The sequence below is a fragment of the Gimesia fumaroli genome (assembly GCF_007754425.1).
GTDB classification, from domain to species: Bacteria; Planctomycetota; Planctomycetia; order Planctomycetales; family Planctomycetaceae; genus Gimesia; species Gimesia fumaroli.
In genome coordinates this window covers 72,758-89,342 of the sequence record NZ_CP037452.1, presented here as the reverse complement: position 1 = coordinate 89,342, position 16,585 = coordinate 72,758, and the positions used below count along the sequence as shown (strand labels likewise).

The 16,585-nt window shown below is 54.1% G+C and carries 12 protein-coding genes; 9 read left to right on the top strand and 3 right to left on the bottom strand.

The features are described 5' to 3' along the window. The first annotated feature begins 100 nt into the window (after window positions 1–100). From Enr17x_RS00345 to Enr17x_RS00330, 4 genes are all read left to right on the top strand, one after another. Window positions 101–499: a BlaI/MecI/CopY family transcriptional regulator gene (locus Enr17x_RS00345; RefSeq protein WP_145305272.1), complete on the top strand. Its 399-nt coding sequence runs from the start codon at window positions 101–103 to the stop codon at window positions 497–499. Beyond that, a complete protein-coding gene (locus Enr17x_RS00340; RefSeq protein WP_145305271.1) occupies window positions 496–4,200 on the top strand; it encodes a M56 family metallopeptidase in 3,705 nt (1,234 codons plus the stop codon). The genes Enr17x_RS00345 and Enr17x_RS00340 overlap by 4 nt, the downstream gene beginning before the upstream one ends. A gap of 179 nt (window positions 4,201–4,379) precedes the next feature. After that, window positions 4,380–5,519, top strand: a complete 1,140-nt coding sequence (locus tag Enr17x_RS00335) for an FAD-dependent monooxygenase (RefSeq protein ID WP_145305270.1) — start codon at window positions 4,380–4,382, stop codon at window positions 5,517–5,519. A gap of 17 nt (window positions 5,520–5,536) precedes the next feature. After that, on the top strand, window positions 5,537–6,010 hold the full coding sequence (locus Enr17x_RS00330) for a DinB family protein (protein ID WP_145305269.1): 474 nt from the start codon (window positions 5,537–5,539) through the stop codon (window positions 6,008–6,010). Window positions 6,011–6,049: 39 nt separating this feature from the next. On the opposite strand, the gene Enr17x_RS00325 is transcribed toward Enr17x_RS00330, so the two are convergent. From Enr17x_RS00325 to Enr17x_RS00315, 3 genes are all read right to left on the bottom strand, one after another. After that, window positions 6,050–7,582, bottom strand: a complete 1,533-nt coding sequence (locus tag Enr17x_RS00325; protein ID WP_145305268.1) for a neutral/alkaline non-lysosomal ceramidase N-terminal domain-containing protein — start codon at window positions 7,580–7,582, stop codon at window positions 6,050–6,052. 27 nt (window positions 7,583–7,609) lie between these two features. Next, window positions 7,610–8,461: an SGNH/GDSL hydrolase family protein gene (locus Enr17x_RS00320; RefSeq protein ID WP_232100904.1), complete on the bottom strand. Its 852-nt coding sequence runs from the start codon at window positions 8,459–8,461 to the stop codon at window positions 7,610–7,612. A gap of 121 nt (window positions 8,462–8,582) precedes the next feature. Then, window positions 8,583–9,653, bottom strand: a complete 1,071-nt coding sequence (locus Enr17x_RS00315; protein WP_145305267.1) for a formylglycine-generating enzyme family protein — start codon at window positions 9,651–9,653, stop codon at window positions 8,583–8,585. Window positions 9,654–9,878: 225 nt separating this feature from the next. On the opposite strand from Enr17x_RS00315, the gene Enr17x_RS00310 reads away from it, so the two are divergent. The 5 genes from Enr17x_RS00310 (at window position 9,879) to Enr17x_RS00290 (ending at window position 16,527) form a co-directional block, all read left to right on the top strand. Next, window positions 9,879–10,562, top strand: coding sequence for a hypothetical protein (locus Enr17x_RS00310; protein ID WP_145305266.1), 684 nt, complete (start codon window positions 9,879–9,881; stop codon window positions 10,560–10,562). 192 nt (window positions 10,563–10,754) lie between these two features. Further along, on the top strand, window positions 10,755–12,218 hold the full coding sequence (locus Enr17x_RS00305; protein ID WP_198000877.1) for a hypothetical protein: 1,464 nt from the start codon (window positions 10,755–10,757) through the stop codon (window positions 12,216–12,218). After that, the gene (locus tag Enr17x_RS00300) at window positions 12,208–13,398 is read left to right on the top strand and encodes an ARPP-2 domain-containing protein (RefSeq protein ID WP_145305265.1); all 1,191 of its coding nucleotides are present in this window, start codon (window positions 12,208–12,210) and stop codon (window positions 13,396–13,398) included. The genes Enr17x_RS00305 and Enr17x_RS00300 overlap by 11 nt, the downstream gene beginning before the upstream one ends. 87 nt (window positions 13,399–13,485) lie before the next feature. Continuing rightward, window positions 13,486–15,708: a right-handed parallel beta-helix repeat-containing protein gene (locus tag Enr17x_RS00295; RefSeq protein WP_145305264.1), complete on the top strand. Its 2,223-nt coding sequence runs from the start codon at window positions 13,486–13,488 to the stop codon at window positions 15,706–15,708. Window positions 15,709–15,735: 27 nt separating this feature from the next. Further along, the gene (locus Enr17x_RS00290; RefSeq protein ID WP_145305263.1) at window positions 15,736–16,527 is read left to right on the top strand and encodes an MBL fold metallo-hydrolase; all 792 of its coding nucleotides are present in this window, start codon (window positions 15,736–15,738) and stop codon (window positions 16,525–16,527) included. Window positions 16,528–16,585 lie beyond the last annotated feature (58 nt).

Here is a 16,585-nt window from a genome sequence, read left to right as displayed (position 1 = left end):
TCTTGACAGACGACTTGACTCACATTACCATCTTTTAAAGAATTAAAACATACTGCCGATCTGTGAACCGCCCCTTTTTCGATTGTAAGGAATCGCTTCCATGGCACGTCCGGGATCAGAACATCCTACTGAGCTGGAACTCGAAATCCTCAAAGTATTGTGGGATGACTCGCCGTTACCGGTTCGCGAAGTCAGAGCGCGACTCGAAACCAAAGCAGGCCGTCCACTCTCCCACAGCTCTGTGATCACCATGCTCAATATCATGTATCGCAAAGGGTTTGTCTCGCGAAAGAAAGAGGGCAAATCGTTTCTGTTCTCCCCCAAACTGATGAAGAAAACGGTAACGGGTGGCATCATGGAAGATGTACTCTCGCGTGTGTTCGACGGTTCGTCCTCTGAACTGGTCCTCAACCTGCTCGAAACGGTCGACCTGGATCAGGCTGAACTCGCGGAGATTCGTAAGCTGATCACACGCAAGGCAAAGGAGCAAAAACAATGACCTGGCACACACTGATTGACCCGGCTTTCAACGGTCGCCTTTGCCTGACACTCATGCACTCGATCTGGCAGGTTTCACTGCTGGCGCTGGTTGTCTGGAGTCTCGATCGTTTTTGGCGCAACGCCTCGGTCGAACGGCGTTACACGCTTCATGTCATCGCCCTCGTAACAGCGATCCTCGCCGTACCAGTCACGTATCAACTGTTAGACGTTGCTGAACCAGAACGCCAAATCACGGACGAATCACTCACGCTCACAACAGAGACCAAACCAGAACCCACTCCCTCTGCAGTCTCTCCTATCTACCCGGAACAGATTGTTTCGAGGAAGACACAAAACAGCAAACCACAGACGCAACGCTCCTTTCAAACTCAGCCCATCGAAGCCACACGCACTTCGAGTGCGACACCCCCAACCGTCAACTCGTCAACTCAGTGGTTGTGGCTGGCACCCTGGATTATGGCCGTTTACATCATAGGCGTCGCACTGATGCTGACGCGTCTGATCATCGCCAGCATCCGCGCCAACCGACTGGGTTCGCAAGCCGATTTAGTCACTGAAGGTCCCCTTGTGGAAGCACTGCGGTCTCTGGCACAACAATGGTCGATGAAGGTCGTACCTGCCCTGGCTCGCGCAGAACAGATCGTTGTGCCTAAAGTCATCGGCATTATCCGGCCCACGATTCTGTTGCCAGCATCCGCCATCAGTGGGCTCTCTACAGAGGAACTCGAATTGATTCTCGCGCATGAGCTGGCTCATGTCAGACGTTACGATATTTGGATCTACCTGCTCCAGCGTTTCGCTGAGGCCGTTCTGTTTTTCAATCCACTGCTATGGTATCTCAGTCGCCGTATCAGCGTGCTCCGCGAATTTTGCTGCGATGAAATGGCATGCCAGACACCACCCACTTCCGATTCCTCGTCGGCATTTGAATCGCGCGTGGAATACGCGACGGCTCTGTTGCGTATCGCCGAACTGGCAAAACGGAGTAACGCAACCACACCGGATCTCTCTTCGCTCGCCGCCAGCGGAAAGTCGCCGTCCGAAATGCGCCGTCGCGTGGCCCGACTGTTTGGTGAACCACTGCGCGAACCCTTACGCGTTTCTCGAACTGGCGTACTCGCCCTGCTGGCGTTGACATTAGCATTGCCCCTGGTCTCGCTCGTCTCGACGTCCACCGCACAGACGGTGAGCAAAAAAGAGGAACCAGCGAAAAAACCCGTTTCCCAGAAAACGCTGCCTCCTGCCAACAACACGTCAAAAGCAAAAGAGGATTCGCGCACGTTCCGACTCAACGTCGTTGATCCTGCCGGAAAACCGGTACCGAACGCTTTGATTGAAGCCCGCACCGATCCGGCCGTGACTCCCGAACAAATTCAACGCGGCACATACGTCCGCAAGAGCACCTATGGCCCCTATGTGAAGACCGACGAGAAAGGCGTGCTCCAGCTGACGGTACACACTCGTCTCAAGCGATTTAATCTCAGCATCAAACAACCCGGCTATGCCCCCTATTGGGCCAGTTGGAGTTCAATCCCGGACGAGTTCACAGCTCAACTAGATGCCGCCTGGACGGTCGGAGGCACAGTTGTGGACGAAGCAGGAACGCCGATTGCGGGCGCCAAGATTTCACCTGGCATCTATTTTAAAAAACGCCCCGGCGATTCCAGTAAACTGGGAGTTGGCACAAGAATCACCACCGATGTGAAAGGCCAATGGAGGTACGAACATGTTCCCGCGTCAAAACCCGATGTCCATATTGATGTGAATCATCCCGATTATAGCCCCTGGAGAGACCGCGTCTCGCGTAGTGAATTTGAAATCAAAGAAAATCAAACGCCCGCCCCACGTATCGTCCTCGATCGTGGGCTCGTCATTACTGGCAGTGTGACTGATGAAAACGGCAAGCCCATTCCCGGTGCGCTGGTCAGAACCAAATTCACGAACGACCTTCGCAAAGCCACCACCGACGAACGGGGCGTCTACCTGCTCACCGGCTGCGAGCCCCGCTTGACGCGTGTCGTCGTTTCTGCCAAAGATCACGCCCCTGAAGTACAGGAAGTCCGTGTCGACCCCGAGATGGAGCCCGTCGATTTTGTCCTGAAACCAGGAGGCAAGATCCGAATTCGTGTGGTTGACGAACAAGGCAAAGGTATTCCTAAATCCAGGATCTTGTTCCAGCACTGGCGAGGATCCTGGATTGGATTCTTTGAATTTGACTACGTCAATCAATATGCCGATGAGAATGGTGTCTGGGAATGGAATGAAGCCCCCCTTGATGAATTTCAGGCCGACATCTGTCGTCCGGGTGGCATGTATCTGAGTAGCCAGACACTCATCGCCCGCGATGAAGAATACGTATTCACGCCCCCCAAGATGCTAGCTCCCTCGGGACGTGTGGTTGATGCCAAAACAAAACAACCCATCAAAAAGTTCCTTGTGACTCACGGTGTTCAAAGTTCACGTACTCAATCCCGTATCTTATGGCTCACGTCTGATCGTTCCGAAGCGCGGGAGGGAACGTATCGGTTACGCATCGCGCGTGATGCACCGGGACATTATATTCGTGTGGCAGCCCCCGGCTATCGAGTCGCTGTTTCGCGAAAACTGCAAAACACTGAGGGAGACGTGAAGCTTGACTTCGAACTCGAACCGGCACAAGACATCGCCACGACAATCCTGACACCTGACGGAAAACCAGCCGTAGACGCTAAAATTGCGGTCGGAGTGAAAGATACCCAGATCAGTATACGCAACGGAGATATTCGCGACAGCTCCACATCTGCAACACTGGTCCACTCCAATACCGCTGGTCATTTTCATACTCCCGCTACAAGCGAGCCGTTTCAGCTCGTCATCACCCACCCTGCCGGCTTCGCTCACTATAAATCAGACTCAGGCCCTCTGCCCGATCCGTTGCGCCTGACACCCTGGGCCCGCGTGGAAGGTCAATTTCGAATCGGTAATCAGCCTGCTCCCAAAGTTTATCTCACGATTCAGGAAAGCATTTTCCTCCAGTCAAATGAGAATGGCCCCCGATTTTCAACCTGGACGATCAAACCGACAGGGCCCGACGGTCAGTATGATTTTGACCGTGTGTTTCCCGGCAAAGGTTATCTTAGCCGTTCCCTTTCGCATCTGGTATTTGAAGGAGCCAGGGAAGTCACCTCGGCAATTTTGGTGCCTCTGGAATTCGTTGCTGGGAAAACGATTCATCTTGATCTGGGACACACGGGCCGTCCCGTCATCGGCAAACTGGTCCCGCCCGAGAAGCACCAAGAGAAAGTGACCTGGCAATTCGCCTCGATTGACGGATATTCCTTTCTGGATCCCCCTCCCGGTATCATGGCTTTAGAAGAACTACAGAAAGATCCTCAGAAGTACCTGACCTGGTATAAAAACTGGAAAGCATCGGAACGCTATGCAACAGAGAAAGCCAGCTTTGAGAAATACGAGGTGGCTCATGAAAAAATGATCTTGGAATCACTCCGCTTCCGCGCCAGCGTTGCCCCCAATGGCTCCTTCCGCATCGATGATGTGCCTGCGGGAACTTATGCGATGACCGTTTATTTCCATTCCGATAATCCGAAAATACATCCCTCTCCCGGCCATCTCATCAACTACATTTTCTCAGTACCACCTGCAGAAAAGAACAGCGAAGCAAAACCAATCGATCTGGGCACGCTGACGCTGAAAAAATAGTTCCAGCGTCCACATACCACTTTGCGCTCTACTCTCATTTCGTGCTTTTCGAGTCTTTCGTGGTAGAAAAATGAACCGCACCGATTCATTTTTTCCTTTCATCTCGCATTAAGACGTTCCGATTTGCTAAAGTGTGTTCCTCAGACAAATCTCATTCCCTTTTACGGAGAAAAGGAACCATGCGCATTCTCATCGTCGGTGCCGGCATTGGGGGCATGACGCTCGCCGCCTTACTCAAACAGCGCGGCTTTGAACCCACACTCATCGAACGCGCCCCCAACTTTGACCATGCGGGTTACATGCTGGGTCTCTGGCCGCTCGGCTATCGGGTCTTTCATGGCCTGGGACTCTATGAACAGTTCGCCGCCGAGTCGATTGAATGCAAGCACTACGAAGTTCGCGACAATCACGGCGAACTCGTTAAGCACTGGTCGATGGACCCCATCTCCGACCGCTTCGGCCCCAACCTGAGCTGCACGCGGCCGCAACTCATCAAACTGCTGCACTCGGCCCTCGAAAGCGCCGACCTGCGTTTCAATACTGCCATTGAATCATTGAACGATACCGGAGACGCTGTCACCGCCACCTTCAACGACGGCACGAGCGAAACGTTCGACCTTGTCGTCGGCGCGGACGGGCTGCATTCGAAAGTCCGCCAGCTTGTGTTCGGCGAACAGCCCTACTACCACACGAACTGGGGCGGCTGGGTCTGGTGGGTCGATGTGAATGCGGTTCCGAAAGAAACCTTCGTAGAACACTGGGGCGCGGGCCGCTTCTTCGGCATCTATCCCACAATGGAAGGTGCGGGCGTTTATGCGGGCGCGCCGGTTGAAGGCAACTTCGACCAGCCGGGACCAGGCCGACAACAGCGTCTCCGCGAACAGTTCATTGGCATGGGAGAACTCGTCGACACCTGTCTGGCAGCCCTGCCCGACGACAGCGCAGATCTGTTCTTCTGGAAACTTTCCGACGTCCGTTCGAAAGAGTGGACCCGCGGCCGCGTGGTGCTGCTGGGCGATGCCGCCGCCGGCTTCCTGCCCACCGCGGGCATCGGCGCGTCGATGGCGATGGAGTCCGCCGCCGTCCTCGCCGACGAACTTTCGCGTACGAACACAGAGTTCCTGGAACATGCCTTGTCACTCTACGTCAAACGCCGCCAGCATCGCGTCGAGAGCACACAAAGCGATTCGCGTCATTTAGCCAAAATGATGTTCATCAAATCCGCCACCGTCGCCCACATCCGCGACGTCGCCACGAAATTTTACTCACTGGAACAGCTTGCCAGCTCCATCGCGAAGGCCTTTGATGAACCGATTTAACAGAAACCAGAATCACCATGGATTTACTCGATCGACTCTTAGCCCACGATGCCTGGACCACGCGTCAGTTACTCGAAATCTGTGCGACGCTTCCCGACGAACAACTTGATCACGAATTCGACATCGGTCACCGGACACTCCGTGCGACGCTGCACCATATCATCGGCAACATGGAAATCTGGTCGGCACTGATGGCCGGCGAACCAATAGAACGATCATCTAATCAAACGATTGCAGAAATGCGCGAGCGCTTATCGGCTGCAGCAGCACGCCTCAAAACAATTGGTACTCAGGTCCAGCAAACCAACGGCTGGGACGATGTCTGGATCGACCACCTCGACGATCCGCCTCGCGAAAAAACCTTCGGCACCGCCCTGGCCCACATTGTCACCCACAGCATGCACCACCGCGCCCAGGTGCTCTATATGTTAAGGCTCTCAGGTGTAGAGTCACTTCCGGAAGGGGATGTTTTCAGCTGGGTAAACAATTGAAACCAAAATGACACTCCCTTTGAAGTTCAAATGGTAGTTTCAGCCTTTCCCCGCCCCGCGATTCACCCGATTATTCCCGTCCGTTTTTGCTTTCTCAATCGCCGTGCGTTGCTGGTCGTTGTAAAAGTCGGTGGTTAACGGTTTACGTTTTTCACCTGATAACACTTCTAACAGTTGCAGCAGTTTGGCGACGATCTGGGGTTCGGCGTTGACTTCCAGGCCGGCGGTGCGGGCGGGCCAGGTGGTGTAGCCGCCCAGGTAGTGTTGTTCGGGGGGTGGGATGTAGCCGGCGGCGCCGTTGGCCAGGCTCATGTTGAAGGTCTGCTTGAACGGGCTTTGTGCTTTGAGCTTCAAGCCGGTGATGCCATAAACTTCGTTGGGAATCGCCGTGATCGCCAGGTCGCCGATGCGGATCACCTGCAGAATGATCTGCTCCTGGGGATGTTCCTCGATCCAGGTTGCCTGCTCGGCGTAGACTTCCGGTTTCGATTTCGGTCGTCGGTCGCCTCGACTGGTATTGAGTTCCTTCGCCCAGGCCAAGCGCGCGGGGCTTGGCAGCCGACGGTCCAGTGTCAAGCGGGTTTCCGCCATTCCCAGTTTCGGGTCGCCGGTCGTGTATTCGATTTTCTTGTATGCGTCAAAGGCGATGGCGGCCAGTTCGCCCGCGTACTGGTCGATACTGTAATTTTTTCGTCGCGGCTCGGAATAGTCCATCCACTGCAAATCGCCGGACGTCCCTTGTGACATGGCAGCGACGAAACCGGGGTGCTCTTTCCCCGCGATTTTCTGTTCCATCAGCGCCGAAAACTTACCGTAGTAGTCGGCGGAAAATCCGCCCCGCGCGCCAAAGTAGTGCATCGAATAATTGGCGAGCAGACCAAGCGGTCGCTTGCCGTCCGCTGACTGAATACTGAGCAGCGAGAGCCCGGTGTCCGCCGGTCCAGCGGGGCCGATGAAGTCAGGATTCTGATAACCGGGGTGCATGATGGCCCGCACCGTTTTCTCACCAAAGGGATCATCGCCGTACTGCTGCGGATCTCTCAACCAGCGACGACAGTGCGTATGCGCGGGTGCATCAACCGAAGTATAGCCAACCCGCGCCGGTTCGAGATTCTCATATGCTTTGACGATTCCCTCGGCCAGCTTTGTCGGCAGAAACCGTTCGTAGTTCGGGTCGCTGGATGTTCCCAAGCAGAAATTCATCACGCTGGGCGCCGAGTGTGTGTGCGTTGATGCGATCAACATACGGTGCACGGGAATGCCCGTCTGTTTGCTGGCAAGTAACTTGGCCCGCTGGCAGATATCGCGGGGAATCATACACGAATCAACGACCACCATCGCAATTGCCGTCCGGTCTGTTTTAAAAACAAAACAGCGTGCGTGCAGCCGATCCAGCACTTTGCCCTGTTTCTGTTCCAGAAATAAGCCGTTCTGAATCGCCGGCAGCGTGGGCGGCGTGACATCCACTTTCGCCGCCCCCGCGGACAAGCCGCATTCCGCGTGTGTTGCTGTACCACTGAGGACGACCAACAGCATCAGACCAGCGGTGATTTTTGGGAGAATGTTCAACATGTTCGGCTTTCTCCGATTGATGACAACTTACTTGCCTGATTTCTCAACAGACTTGCGGGCGCGGAGTTTGGGAGCCAGGTATTTTACCGTTTCGTCGGCGATCACATTGTAGCCCGCCAGATTCGGATGCCGATCAGAATACCAGCCCGGCAGGTCTCCTAGAATCGGGTCGAGTTCGTTGGCCATTACCACCACTCGACCTCCCATGATGAATGGTTTTACCAGGTCCTGATATTTCTCGGGCACTTTCTCCACCGGATACCGGCGGTAGTTGAGCATATTGAATCCCTTTTTCAACTCGGCGGCATAACGGGGATAGATATCAAATACTTCCAGATTTTCTTCTTTCGCCACCTGGAATACCAAGTCGTTGATTTCCTTGCTGACTTCTTCATTCGAAAACGGGATCACGGTCATCGGAACCAGGACCGCGTTGGGATGATCTTTCCTCAATCGCGCGAGCAGATCGTGAAAGTCTTTCGGAAAATTCTCGGTGAAGTTCTCACGCTTGGCCCGGTCGTTCAAGCCGTAACGGATGAAGACGTAATCGACGCCCGGCAGCTTGGCGGCGTCGCGATCGTAGCGCCCCGAATCGAACAGGCGCTTAATGTATTCGCCGCTCAGGCTGGAATTGATTACATGACAGGGGGGCAGATCCCCTTCCGCTGCCAGCAGTTGTTCCATCACCGATTCCAGATGCGGCCCTTCCGGTTTGAGCCGACGCGGAATGCTGCCTTCTGTGGTGCTGTCCCCCAGCAGGAGGATCTGAATCTTGCCGTCGTGCTCGGCTAAAGTCAGCGAAGGCTGCCACAATAAGAACGTTGTCAGCAGGAGCAGTGAGAAAATGGTTTTCATCAAGGGGCGTCGCAGTAAGTTCATCAAAGCAATCCTGTTCAAAGGAAGTTAGGGGAAGGTCTCAAATGGGGAGCATACATTTCATTATGCTCAACTGGTGGGGCGAATTCAATTCGATAACTCGCAGGTACTATACTGATAAAACCTATCCGCGCGGCACACCCAGACAAATTCGAAAGCCGTCGCGGGAGTCGGAATAACTCTCACTCTTCAGTCCCAGACGGACAGCGCAGCGGGCGTTGCCGGGGACGTCGAAGTAGTTGCCGCCCCGACAGACGGGACGCGGGTTTTCTTTGACGAAATAGAGTTCTTCGTGGCCCCCCTTGGGATCGAAGTGATCGAGGACAATTTCCCAGACGCCGCCACACATGTCGGCCATTCCGAAACCGTTGCGTCCTTTTTCGCCGTACTGATCGACGGGTGAGACAAAGGCAAAGCCGTCACTCCAGGGTGCATTCGCCAGCGGCCAGATTTTGTTGCGGCCGGGCAGAAAGTCGACGGCGGAAATATTCAAGCGGCCTTCGCCGTCGCGCAGGTCATTACCCCACCAGAAATAATGGCTCTCCTGGCTGCCCCCTCGACAGGCATAGGCCCACTCGGCTTCGGTCGGCAGGCGATATTCCAGTCCTTTCGGCAAGCGACCTGCTTTGCGTTCGCGCTCGGTAAGCCATTTACAGAACGCACGGCCGTCATTCCAGCTGACGCAGACGACCGGATAACTGTTTCGCAGGGGAAACCCGAAATTCGGATCGCGCCAGCTCTTGCCTTTCATCGAGATCCAGGGATGCGGCGGCGCTTTGGCGGTGATTTTCCATTCGGGATCAAACACCTGTGTCTCGCCCCCCGGTTTCTCGGCATCGGTTACGTAGCCGGTCTCTTCCGCGAAGCGTTTGAACTGACCCACGCTGACTTCGGTGCGGCCCATCCAGAATCCGTCCCTGACTTGCATCGGTCGGGGCTGTTCCCCTTCATACGATTCCCGCGTGGTGCCCGGCGTCGCCCCCCCTTCAATGCCGGTCGCCCAGGCTTTCTCTTCGGGAGTGCTGCCCATCATGAATTTGCCCGGCGGAATATACACGACTTCCAGAGAAACATCGCCGCCCAGGTCAATCTGTTTTGAATCTCCCTGACTGTGGGGATCAGCAGCCTGCGCCACACCAGCGCTCAAAATGAGACAGGACAACAGCAGCAGACGATCAACGTTTGCGATTTTCATCGGGTGAGTTCCTTGTTAAGGTAAGCTGAGCAGGCAGGATTTCGGGAGACACATTCTTTAAGATAGAGAAATAAATCTCCAGGATCAACAAAATATTGATCTTTGTAACAAAGCGAATAGCAGGGAAATTGATGACAGACTGACTTCTTAGCAAGAACAAGGCATGGAACTCGGTCTGTTTCTAGTATTTCGGTTTCTGTTTTTACATGTCAGGAATAATGTTTGATGAAAATCACTGGTTTAACACATCACTGGGGAGATCGACTCTGGGAACAGTTTGAACCCGGCCCGCAGCAGAGTGAACGATGCCAGCGTCAAAATCGCGGGATTCTGAAATTGTTACGATATCTTGAAACTCTTGACGGACCTGATTTCTGGATTGGTGACACCACTTTCGGGATTCTGGATTTCTGTGCCCGTGATTCTCAGGATGAATGGGATCGCGTCCCTGTGCTTGCATCTGTGGAAACTTTTGGATCCGAACCTTTTGCCTATCGTGTTGAATACCCGCTTCCGTTTGAGTTGCTTCCCTGGATGTCAAAAGGCCACCTGAATCAACAGGAACCACAGGACTTTTGTGATTCGTATGACCCGAATGTTTATGAACAATTAGACTGGTGGGGTTGTGCAACCGCATCCGGAGTCGAAGAAGGAGCTTACTACATACTCTCTGCTATAGCGAATTCGAATGCGAATCCCAACCGAATTCGATCCAGCTGGATGTGGTATATCTGCCCTAACTGTGACTTTCACTCGCCCCACTATCAACCAGAATGTGAAGGGTGCAAGTATGTCTTCCCCCCTCAGAAACAAATGGAAGCCGTTGGCATGTATCGCAAAGCTAATGTTCCCACCGGTTCCGTAACCCCCTCCACATTGCGAACCGATTCTTCGAAGAAGGAAATTTGAATTCCACAGGCGAACATCTGGTCTTCTTTGTTGTCTTTTCTTCTAAGCTTGCCTTACCCGCCCTGGTGCGGGATACTCAGACATCCGTTCGTGGGACTTGGGAGTGACTTCCGCGTTAGCCTTTAGAGCTTTTTAGCCCGTCGCTGCTTATCTTCCCCGAACGGACTTTTCTTTTATCAGGAAACTAGAGCCGTGACAGACGGGAAGGTTCAACCAACGGAGCGAGAACAACTGCGCGAGCGGTGCGAACGGGAAGACGTGATCATGTTTATCAATTCCTGTTTCGCGGCCACGCGCCAGAACGAGTATTACACCGATCTGTATCGCACGTCCGTTTCGATTGAATTCCTGCACCGCTATGTGCTGATCAACTATCGGCTGCTCTATGCGCGCACGCTGGCGGCGGGCATTAATCATTTCAATCAGCAGCAGATTATTTTTAACCTGCTGGAGGCGGGTGCGCCCGCTGATACGAAGCAGCGTACTGAAGAAGGATCATTGATTGCCACCGCGCTACGGAAATTGCCTGCCAACCGGGTGTATGCTCTGTTTACCCGTCTGCAGCAAAACCGCGTGAATAACCGCCGGACCCGGGCGGTGATCAAATCGTATCTGGCCTGGCGGCGCGAACCTGAATTCGACGCGATCAAGTATCGCAATAAATATCGGGCAGCGGCGGCGCACGTGCATTCTCGATTGGATACAGAACTGGGACGTTTTCTGTTTGAGCGACCCAGTCAGAAACCGTACACGACGCCATTGCTAAACCAGTATCGGCAGGCACAATACAGTGCGGCCGCCATTTATGAGCTGCCGTTCACGGTTGCAGAATCACTGGCTCAGAAGCACCAGATTCCCCGCGATGTGTTTTTGAAAAAAATCGAACCAAAAATGACAGCCGCCGAGAAGCTGCGTCTCCAGTCAACTGCTGCGCGAACGAAAGGCGTCGAAATTGAGTTCGATCTGAGTCGGGCTGGCCTGACGAAGCTGGCGCTTTACATTCTCTCTTTAAAGCAGAGCGAACACGCAGCGCGAGCGGAAGAACTGCAAGCTGCTCTGGAAGCGGCTGCTGACAAAGCATTGACTCGCGCGCCACTCTCATTGGATCGCGTGGCGACGATTCTGGACCGGAGCCGTTCTGCAACCGGCAGCCGTGAAAAACGGAACCGGCCCCTGGCTGTCGCCTTGGCCGCCAGCACTCTGCTGCGCCGAGCGGCGACCGAATACCGGGCTTTCTGGACACCAACTCAGAAAGAGAACCCGTTTGAATTACTGACGTACGCGACAGGCCAGACGGCGCTCGCGGAACCACTGCTGGATGCGCTGGAATGGCGGCCCGATTTGATTGTGATTGTGTCTGACGGTTACGAAAATGATCCGCCTCAACTCGTCGATCAGGTGGCCCGCGTGTACCGGGACGCAATTGGGAAAGCGGAGACGCCCGAGATCGTCCACATGAATCCGGTGTTCGATGCCGATCATTACGCGCCCCGTCGCCTGGGAGCGACAATCCCAACGGTGGGACTGCGCGATGCGGAAGACATTCCCATCATGCTGGGATTTGCCAAATTTACCGCCGGGACCGCAACGCTGGACGAACTCGAACGATATCTGGCATTGCGCGTGAACAGGATGCTCAACTCAGATGGAACATAAACAACCCAAAACAACCGATTGTCTGGAAACCATTTCTCTGAAAGGTCTGACACTTGCCCCCTCTCAGGTATTGGGAGGCGTGCGGCTGGTTCCTGTGCTGCGCAAACAGGTGCGCGAAGATTTGCGTCTGACAAAACGCCCTTATTACGAGGACATCGCCGCCATTCAAATTGACAATAAAACGGCGTATTACTCTTACATCCCACACGCCTTCATCGCGGACTGGACGTCCGATGGTTCACCGGCGGTCGCCTACGGTACGCAGATTCGATCCAATAAATCGACGAAAACCAGTGATGGGACAGCCCATGACCTGGGATTCATGACGGCACGCGTCATGAAAAAAATGCGGGCTCGCGAAGACCGAAATCGCCTGCGGTTTCTACCGATGGATGTTTCTCTGGAAGGTTTTCTCTCGCTGCATTTTGGTGGCCCCAACATTATCTGGGAAGAGTATTCCCGGGCAGCAATCCGCGATGGGTTGAGTCCGCGCTCTGAAACGACGATTCCAGGCCGCTGGATCAAAGGATTGGAAGACGCGTTGCGTGTGTTTGAGATTCATACCAACCAGGTCGGTTCGCTGGTCTTCGTCGGTGATGCGCTGGCTTCAGCGTTCATTGTGTCTCATCCCGATGATTACCGTGCACTCCATGAGACACTGCTCACGGACGATTATGGCGAGTTGCTGTATTACTATGGTCTGTACGCGCAGGAAAACTGTCTTGATCCGGATGCCATCGACGTCCGCCGGGTGCGTTCGATGAAAGATCTACGATCTGAGGTGGCCCGCGTACGGTCGGACTGGGATAAATTGCATCGACTGATGTCAGACAATCTGTTGGACTGTCCGGTACGGCATGAGATGGTTTACCGTATGGGGCCGTTCCAGCTGCAACGTTTTATGACGGAATTGAATCCGAAAGCAGAAAACCATATTGGCGAATCGATTGTGCGCAAAAACGGTACATTGGAGTATTTGAAAACCTACCGTCTTTCAGCGGCACAGTGCCGACGCGCTTATCTGCTGATGCAGTTGGCTGACAGCAACTGGTCAGTTGAGGCATGCGCCGAGAAATTGTCCAGCACTAGAAACGAATTGATTTTCCGTCTGGAAAAAGCGGGGTTCGGCTATCTGTTCCACCGGCATGTCCTGGAAGAGGTGCATAGCAAACTTCGCTGAGGCTGGTAGTTTGACGCCCAGTGTCATCCTGAACTATATTCGATCTGTTTGATACAACTTTTTTGATTGACTATCAGGTGACGCTTCATGAAGTTCTATTTAGCTGTTCTGGTCTGTTTGTTCGCACTCTGTTTTCCGAATCGTAGCGAGGCGGATCTGAATTTATACGTGAAAGCCGATGCTACGCCGGACGTACAAGGGACTAAAGAAAAACCGTTCCGCACAATCAATGACGCACGGGACGCAATTCGAAAAGCCCGTCAGCAGGGTCAATTGAAGGCCGGCGATGTAGTGACTGTGAACATTGAGCCGGGCGTGTATGAATTTTCTTCGTCGCTGAAATTCGACAAAACTGATGGCGGCACGAAAAAGAACCCGGTCGTGTACCGGGCAACCGAGTCCGGTACGGTCCGACTTCAGGGAGGCGTCACTCTGGATGCGGCTTTGTTCAAAGCGGTAACCGACGAAAACATCTTAAAACGGATCCCGGAAGCGGCCCGGGATCATGTGCGGGTCTATAACCTGACGCCGGTCTCGCGAGGGGCGTTTGCCGAATTCAAACCCTCGTATCGGGGTGTGCCCACGGGTCCCTGGTTGTACATGGATGGTGCGCCGATGACACTGGCCCGCTGGCCGAATGCCGATGCAGACAACGCGGGCTGGGCGTCGTTTACCAAAGCAATCGACAAAGGCCTGCCCGACCCCAAGGCCAAAGACCCGGCCAAGCAAAAACTGCACCCCGGCTCGTTTGTGTTCGACGATCCTCGACCGGCACGTTGGAACCTGGATCAAGGAGTCTGGCTGCTCGGTTACTGGACGCACGACTGGAGCGATGAAGCCATTCGCGTCGCCGACTACGATCCTGAAAAGAAAATCATCAAGCTGGCGGCGCCTCACAATTACGGGATCATGGGCGGGACCTGGGGCGCGAAAGAACGCCGCTTCTTCGCACTCAACGCGTTGGAAGAACTGGACGCGCCAGGCGAATGGTATCTCGATCGCGAAAAAATGCAGCTCTATTTTTATCCCACCAAAAGTTTAGACGCCGCCACGATTGTGCTGGCGCGACTCACCGCGCCGTTGCTCAAAATCGAGGGCGCGCGTCACATGCGGTTTGAAGGTTTGAACATCGAATTTAGTCATGGTTCGGGCATTGATTTGCGGAATACGGAAGGCATCGAAATTGTTGGCTGCGTGATTGCGAACCTGGGCAGCAGCGGCATTTCGGTTGTCGGCGAAAATAATACGATCCGCAGTTGCGATCTCTTCAATCTGGGCACGCGTGGCATTTCCCTGTCCGGCGGGGATCGGAAACAACTCAAGCGGGCCAATAACCGCGCGATCAACAACCACATTCACGATTACGGACTGTTTCAACGGACGTATGCGCCGGGGATCTACGCCCATGGCTGTGGTCAGATTGTGGAGAACAACTGCATTCATGATGCCCCCCATAATGCGATTCTGTATGGCGGCAATGAGAATCGGTTCGAACGCAACGAAATCTACCGCGTGGTGATGGAGACCGGCGACTCGGGCGCGTTTTACACAGGACGCGACTGGACCAGTCAGGGGAATCTGCTACGCCACAACTTCATTCACAACCTGGGAGGCGGCGATGCGTCGCACGTGAATACGATGGGCGTCTACCTGGATGATTGTGACAGCGGCGACACAGTAGAAGGCAACGTATTTTATCGCTCGGGTCGGGCCATTATGATCGGTGGCGGCAGGGATAATCCGATTCTGAATAACCTGGTGCTCGACTGTGCCATTGGTCTGCACGTCGATTCACGAGGCATGACCTGGAAACAGTGGAACAACCCGAAGTCGGCCGGCTGGAATTTAGAAGAGAGAGCAGAAAAGATGAACTACAAAAATCCGCCCTGGAGCACCCGGTATCCCCATCTGGCGAAGATCATGAGCGACTCACCCCGCGAACCCTTATACAACCCGATCGAGCGAAATGTGTTTGTGAACTGCACCAAAGAAGTCTGTCATCTGGGCGGCCAAGTCAAACAGCTGCTCGATAAATTCGAGATAAAAAACAACCTCGCCGTGAATACCACGGGCGCGCCAAGCGGGATTGGCATGACCAAGGATCTGAAAGGTTTTACCAACCTGGAGGGGAGTTCCACCAAACCGATTCCGCTGGGCCTGACCAGAAACAGCAGCGGGAAACTGACGCTGGAACAGGATCCGAAACTGCTCACACCCAAGATCGCCTTTGAACCGATTCCCTTTGACAAGATCGGTCTCTATCAAGATGAATTTCGGCGGGAGCTGCCGGTCAGAAGATCTCAAGACTGATCAACGTAACTGTATTAAGGCGAAATCATGTCCGAACTCCAACATGCTAATTTCGGCTGGCTGCATGCGCCCCCCTTTCCGCCCGCCTGCTGTCACTGTCTGATCCTTGAAGGCAACGCCGGGCTGGTATTAATCGATACGGGCATCGGCACACATGATATCGCCAACCCGACAGAACGCGTTGGGCAAGAGGCGATCGAGACAGCCGGCTTTCAGTTCCTGCCTGCCATGACGGCCCTGTGTCAGATAGAGCAACGGGGATTTTCTGCAGACGATGTGACCGACATTGTGCTGACGCACTGCGATCCTGATCATGTGGGTGGGCTGACCGATTTTCCGGAAGCCTTCGTGCATCTGGCGGCGGAAGAAAAACAGAACCTGGATGCGAACAACTCCCGCTATCAAAGGGCTCAATTTGCGAATCGTCCCAAATGGGTCACCTACGAAACGAACGATGCCGACTGGTTTGGCTTGCCCTCACGTTGTGTCGATACCGCGCTCAATGATGACATCCGGTTGATTCCGCTATTCGGTCACACGCACGGCCATTGTGGAGTCGCCATTCAAACAGAGTGTCACTGGTTCCTGCACGTAGGGGACGCCTATTACCTGCGTGGCGAACTCGATGATCCGCAGCACCCTATCAGCAAGCTGGCGGAAATTCGCGCCGACGACAACGCGCGACGACTGGAATCACTGGCAAAATTACGCACCGTCATTTCCCAGGCGGGTGAAGAACTCAGCTACTGCGGTTATCACGATGTGACCGAACTGCCAGACTCGATCCCCGGCTTTGATCAGATCACGGAAAACGCCTGAGGACAAAGTGTTCGCTTTTCGAAATCTCCTCTTGACTCACCTACACTTCGTAGGTATT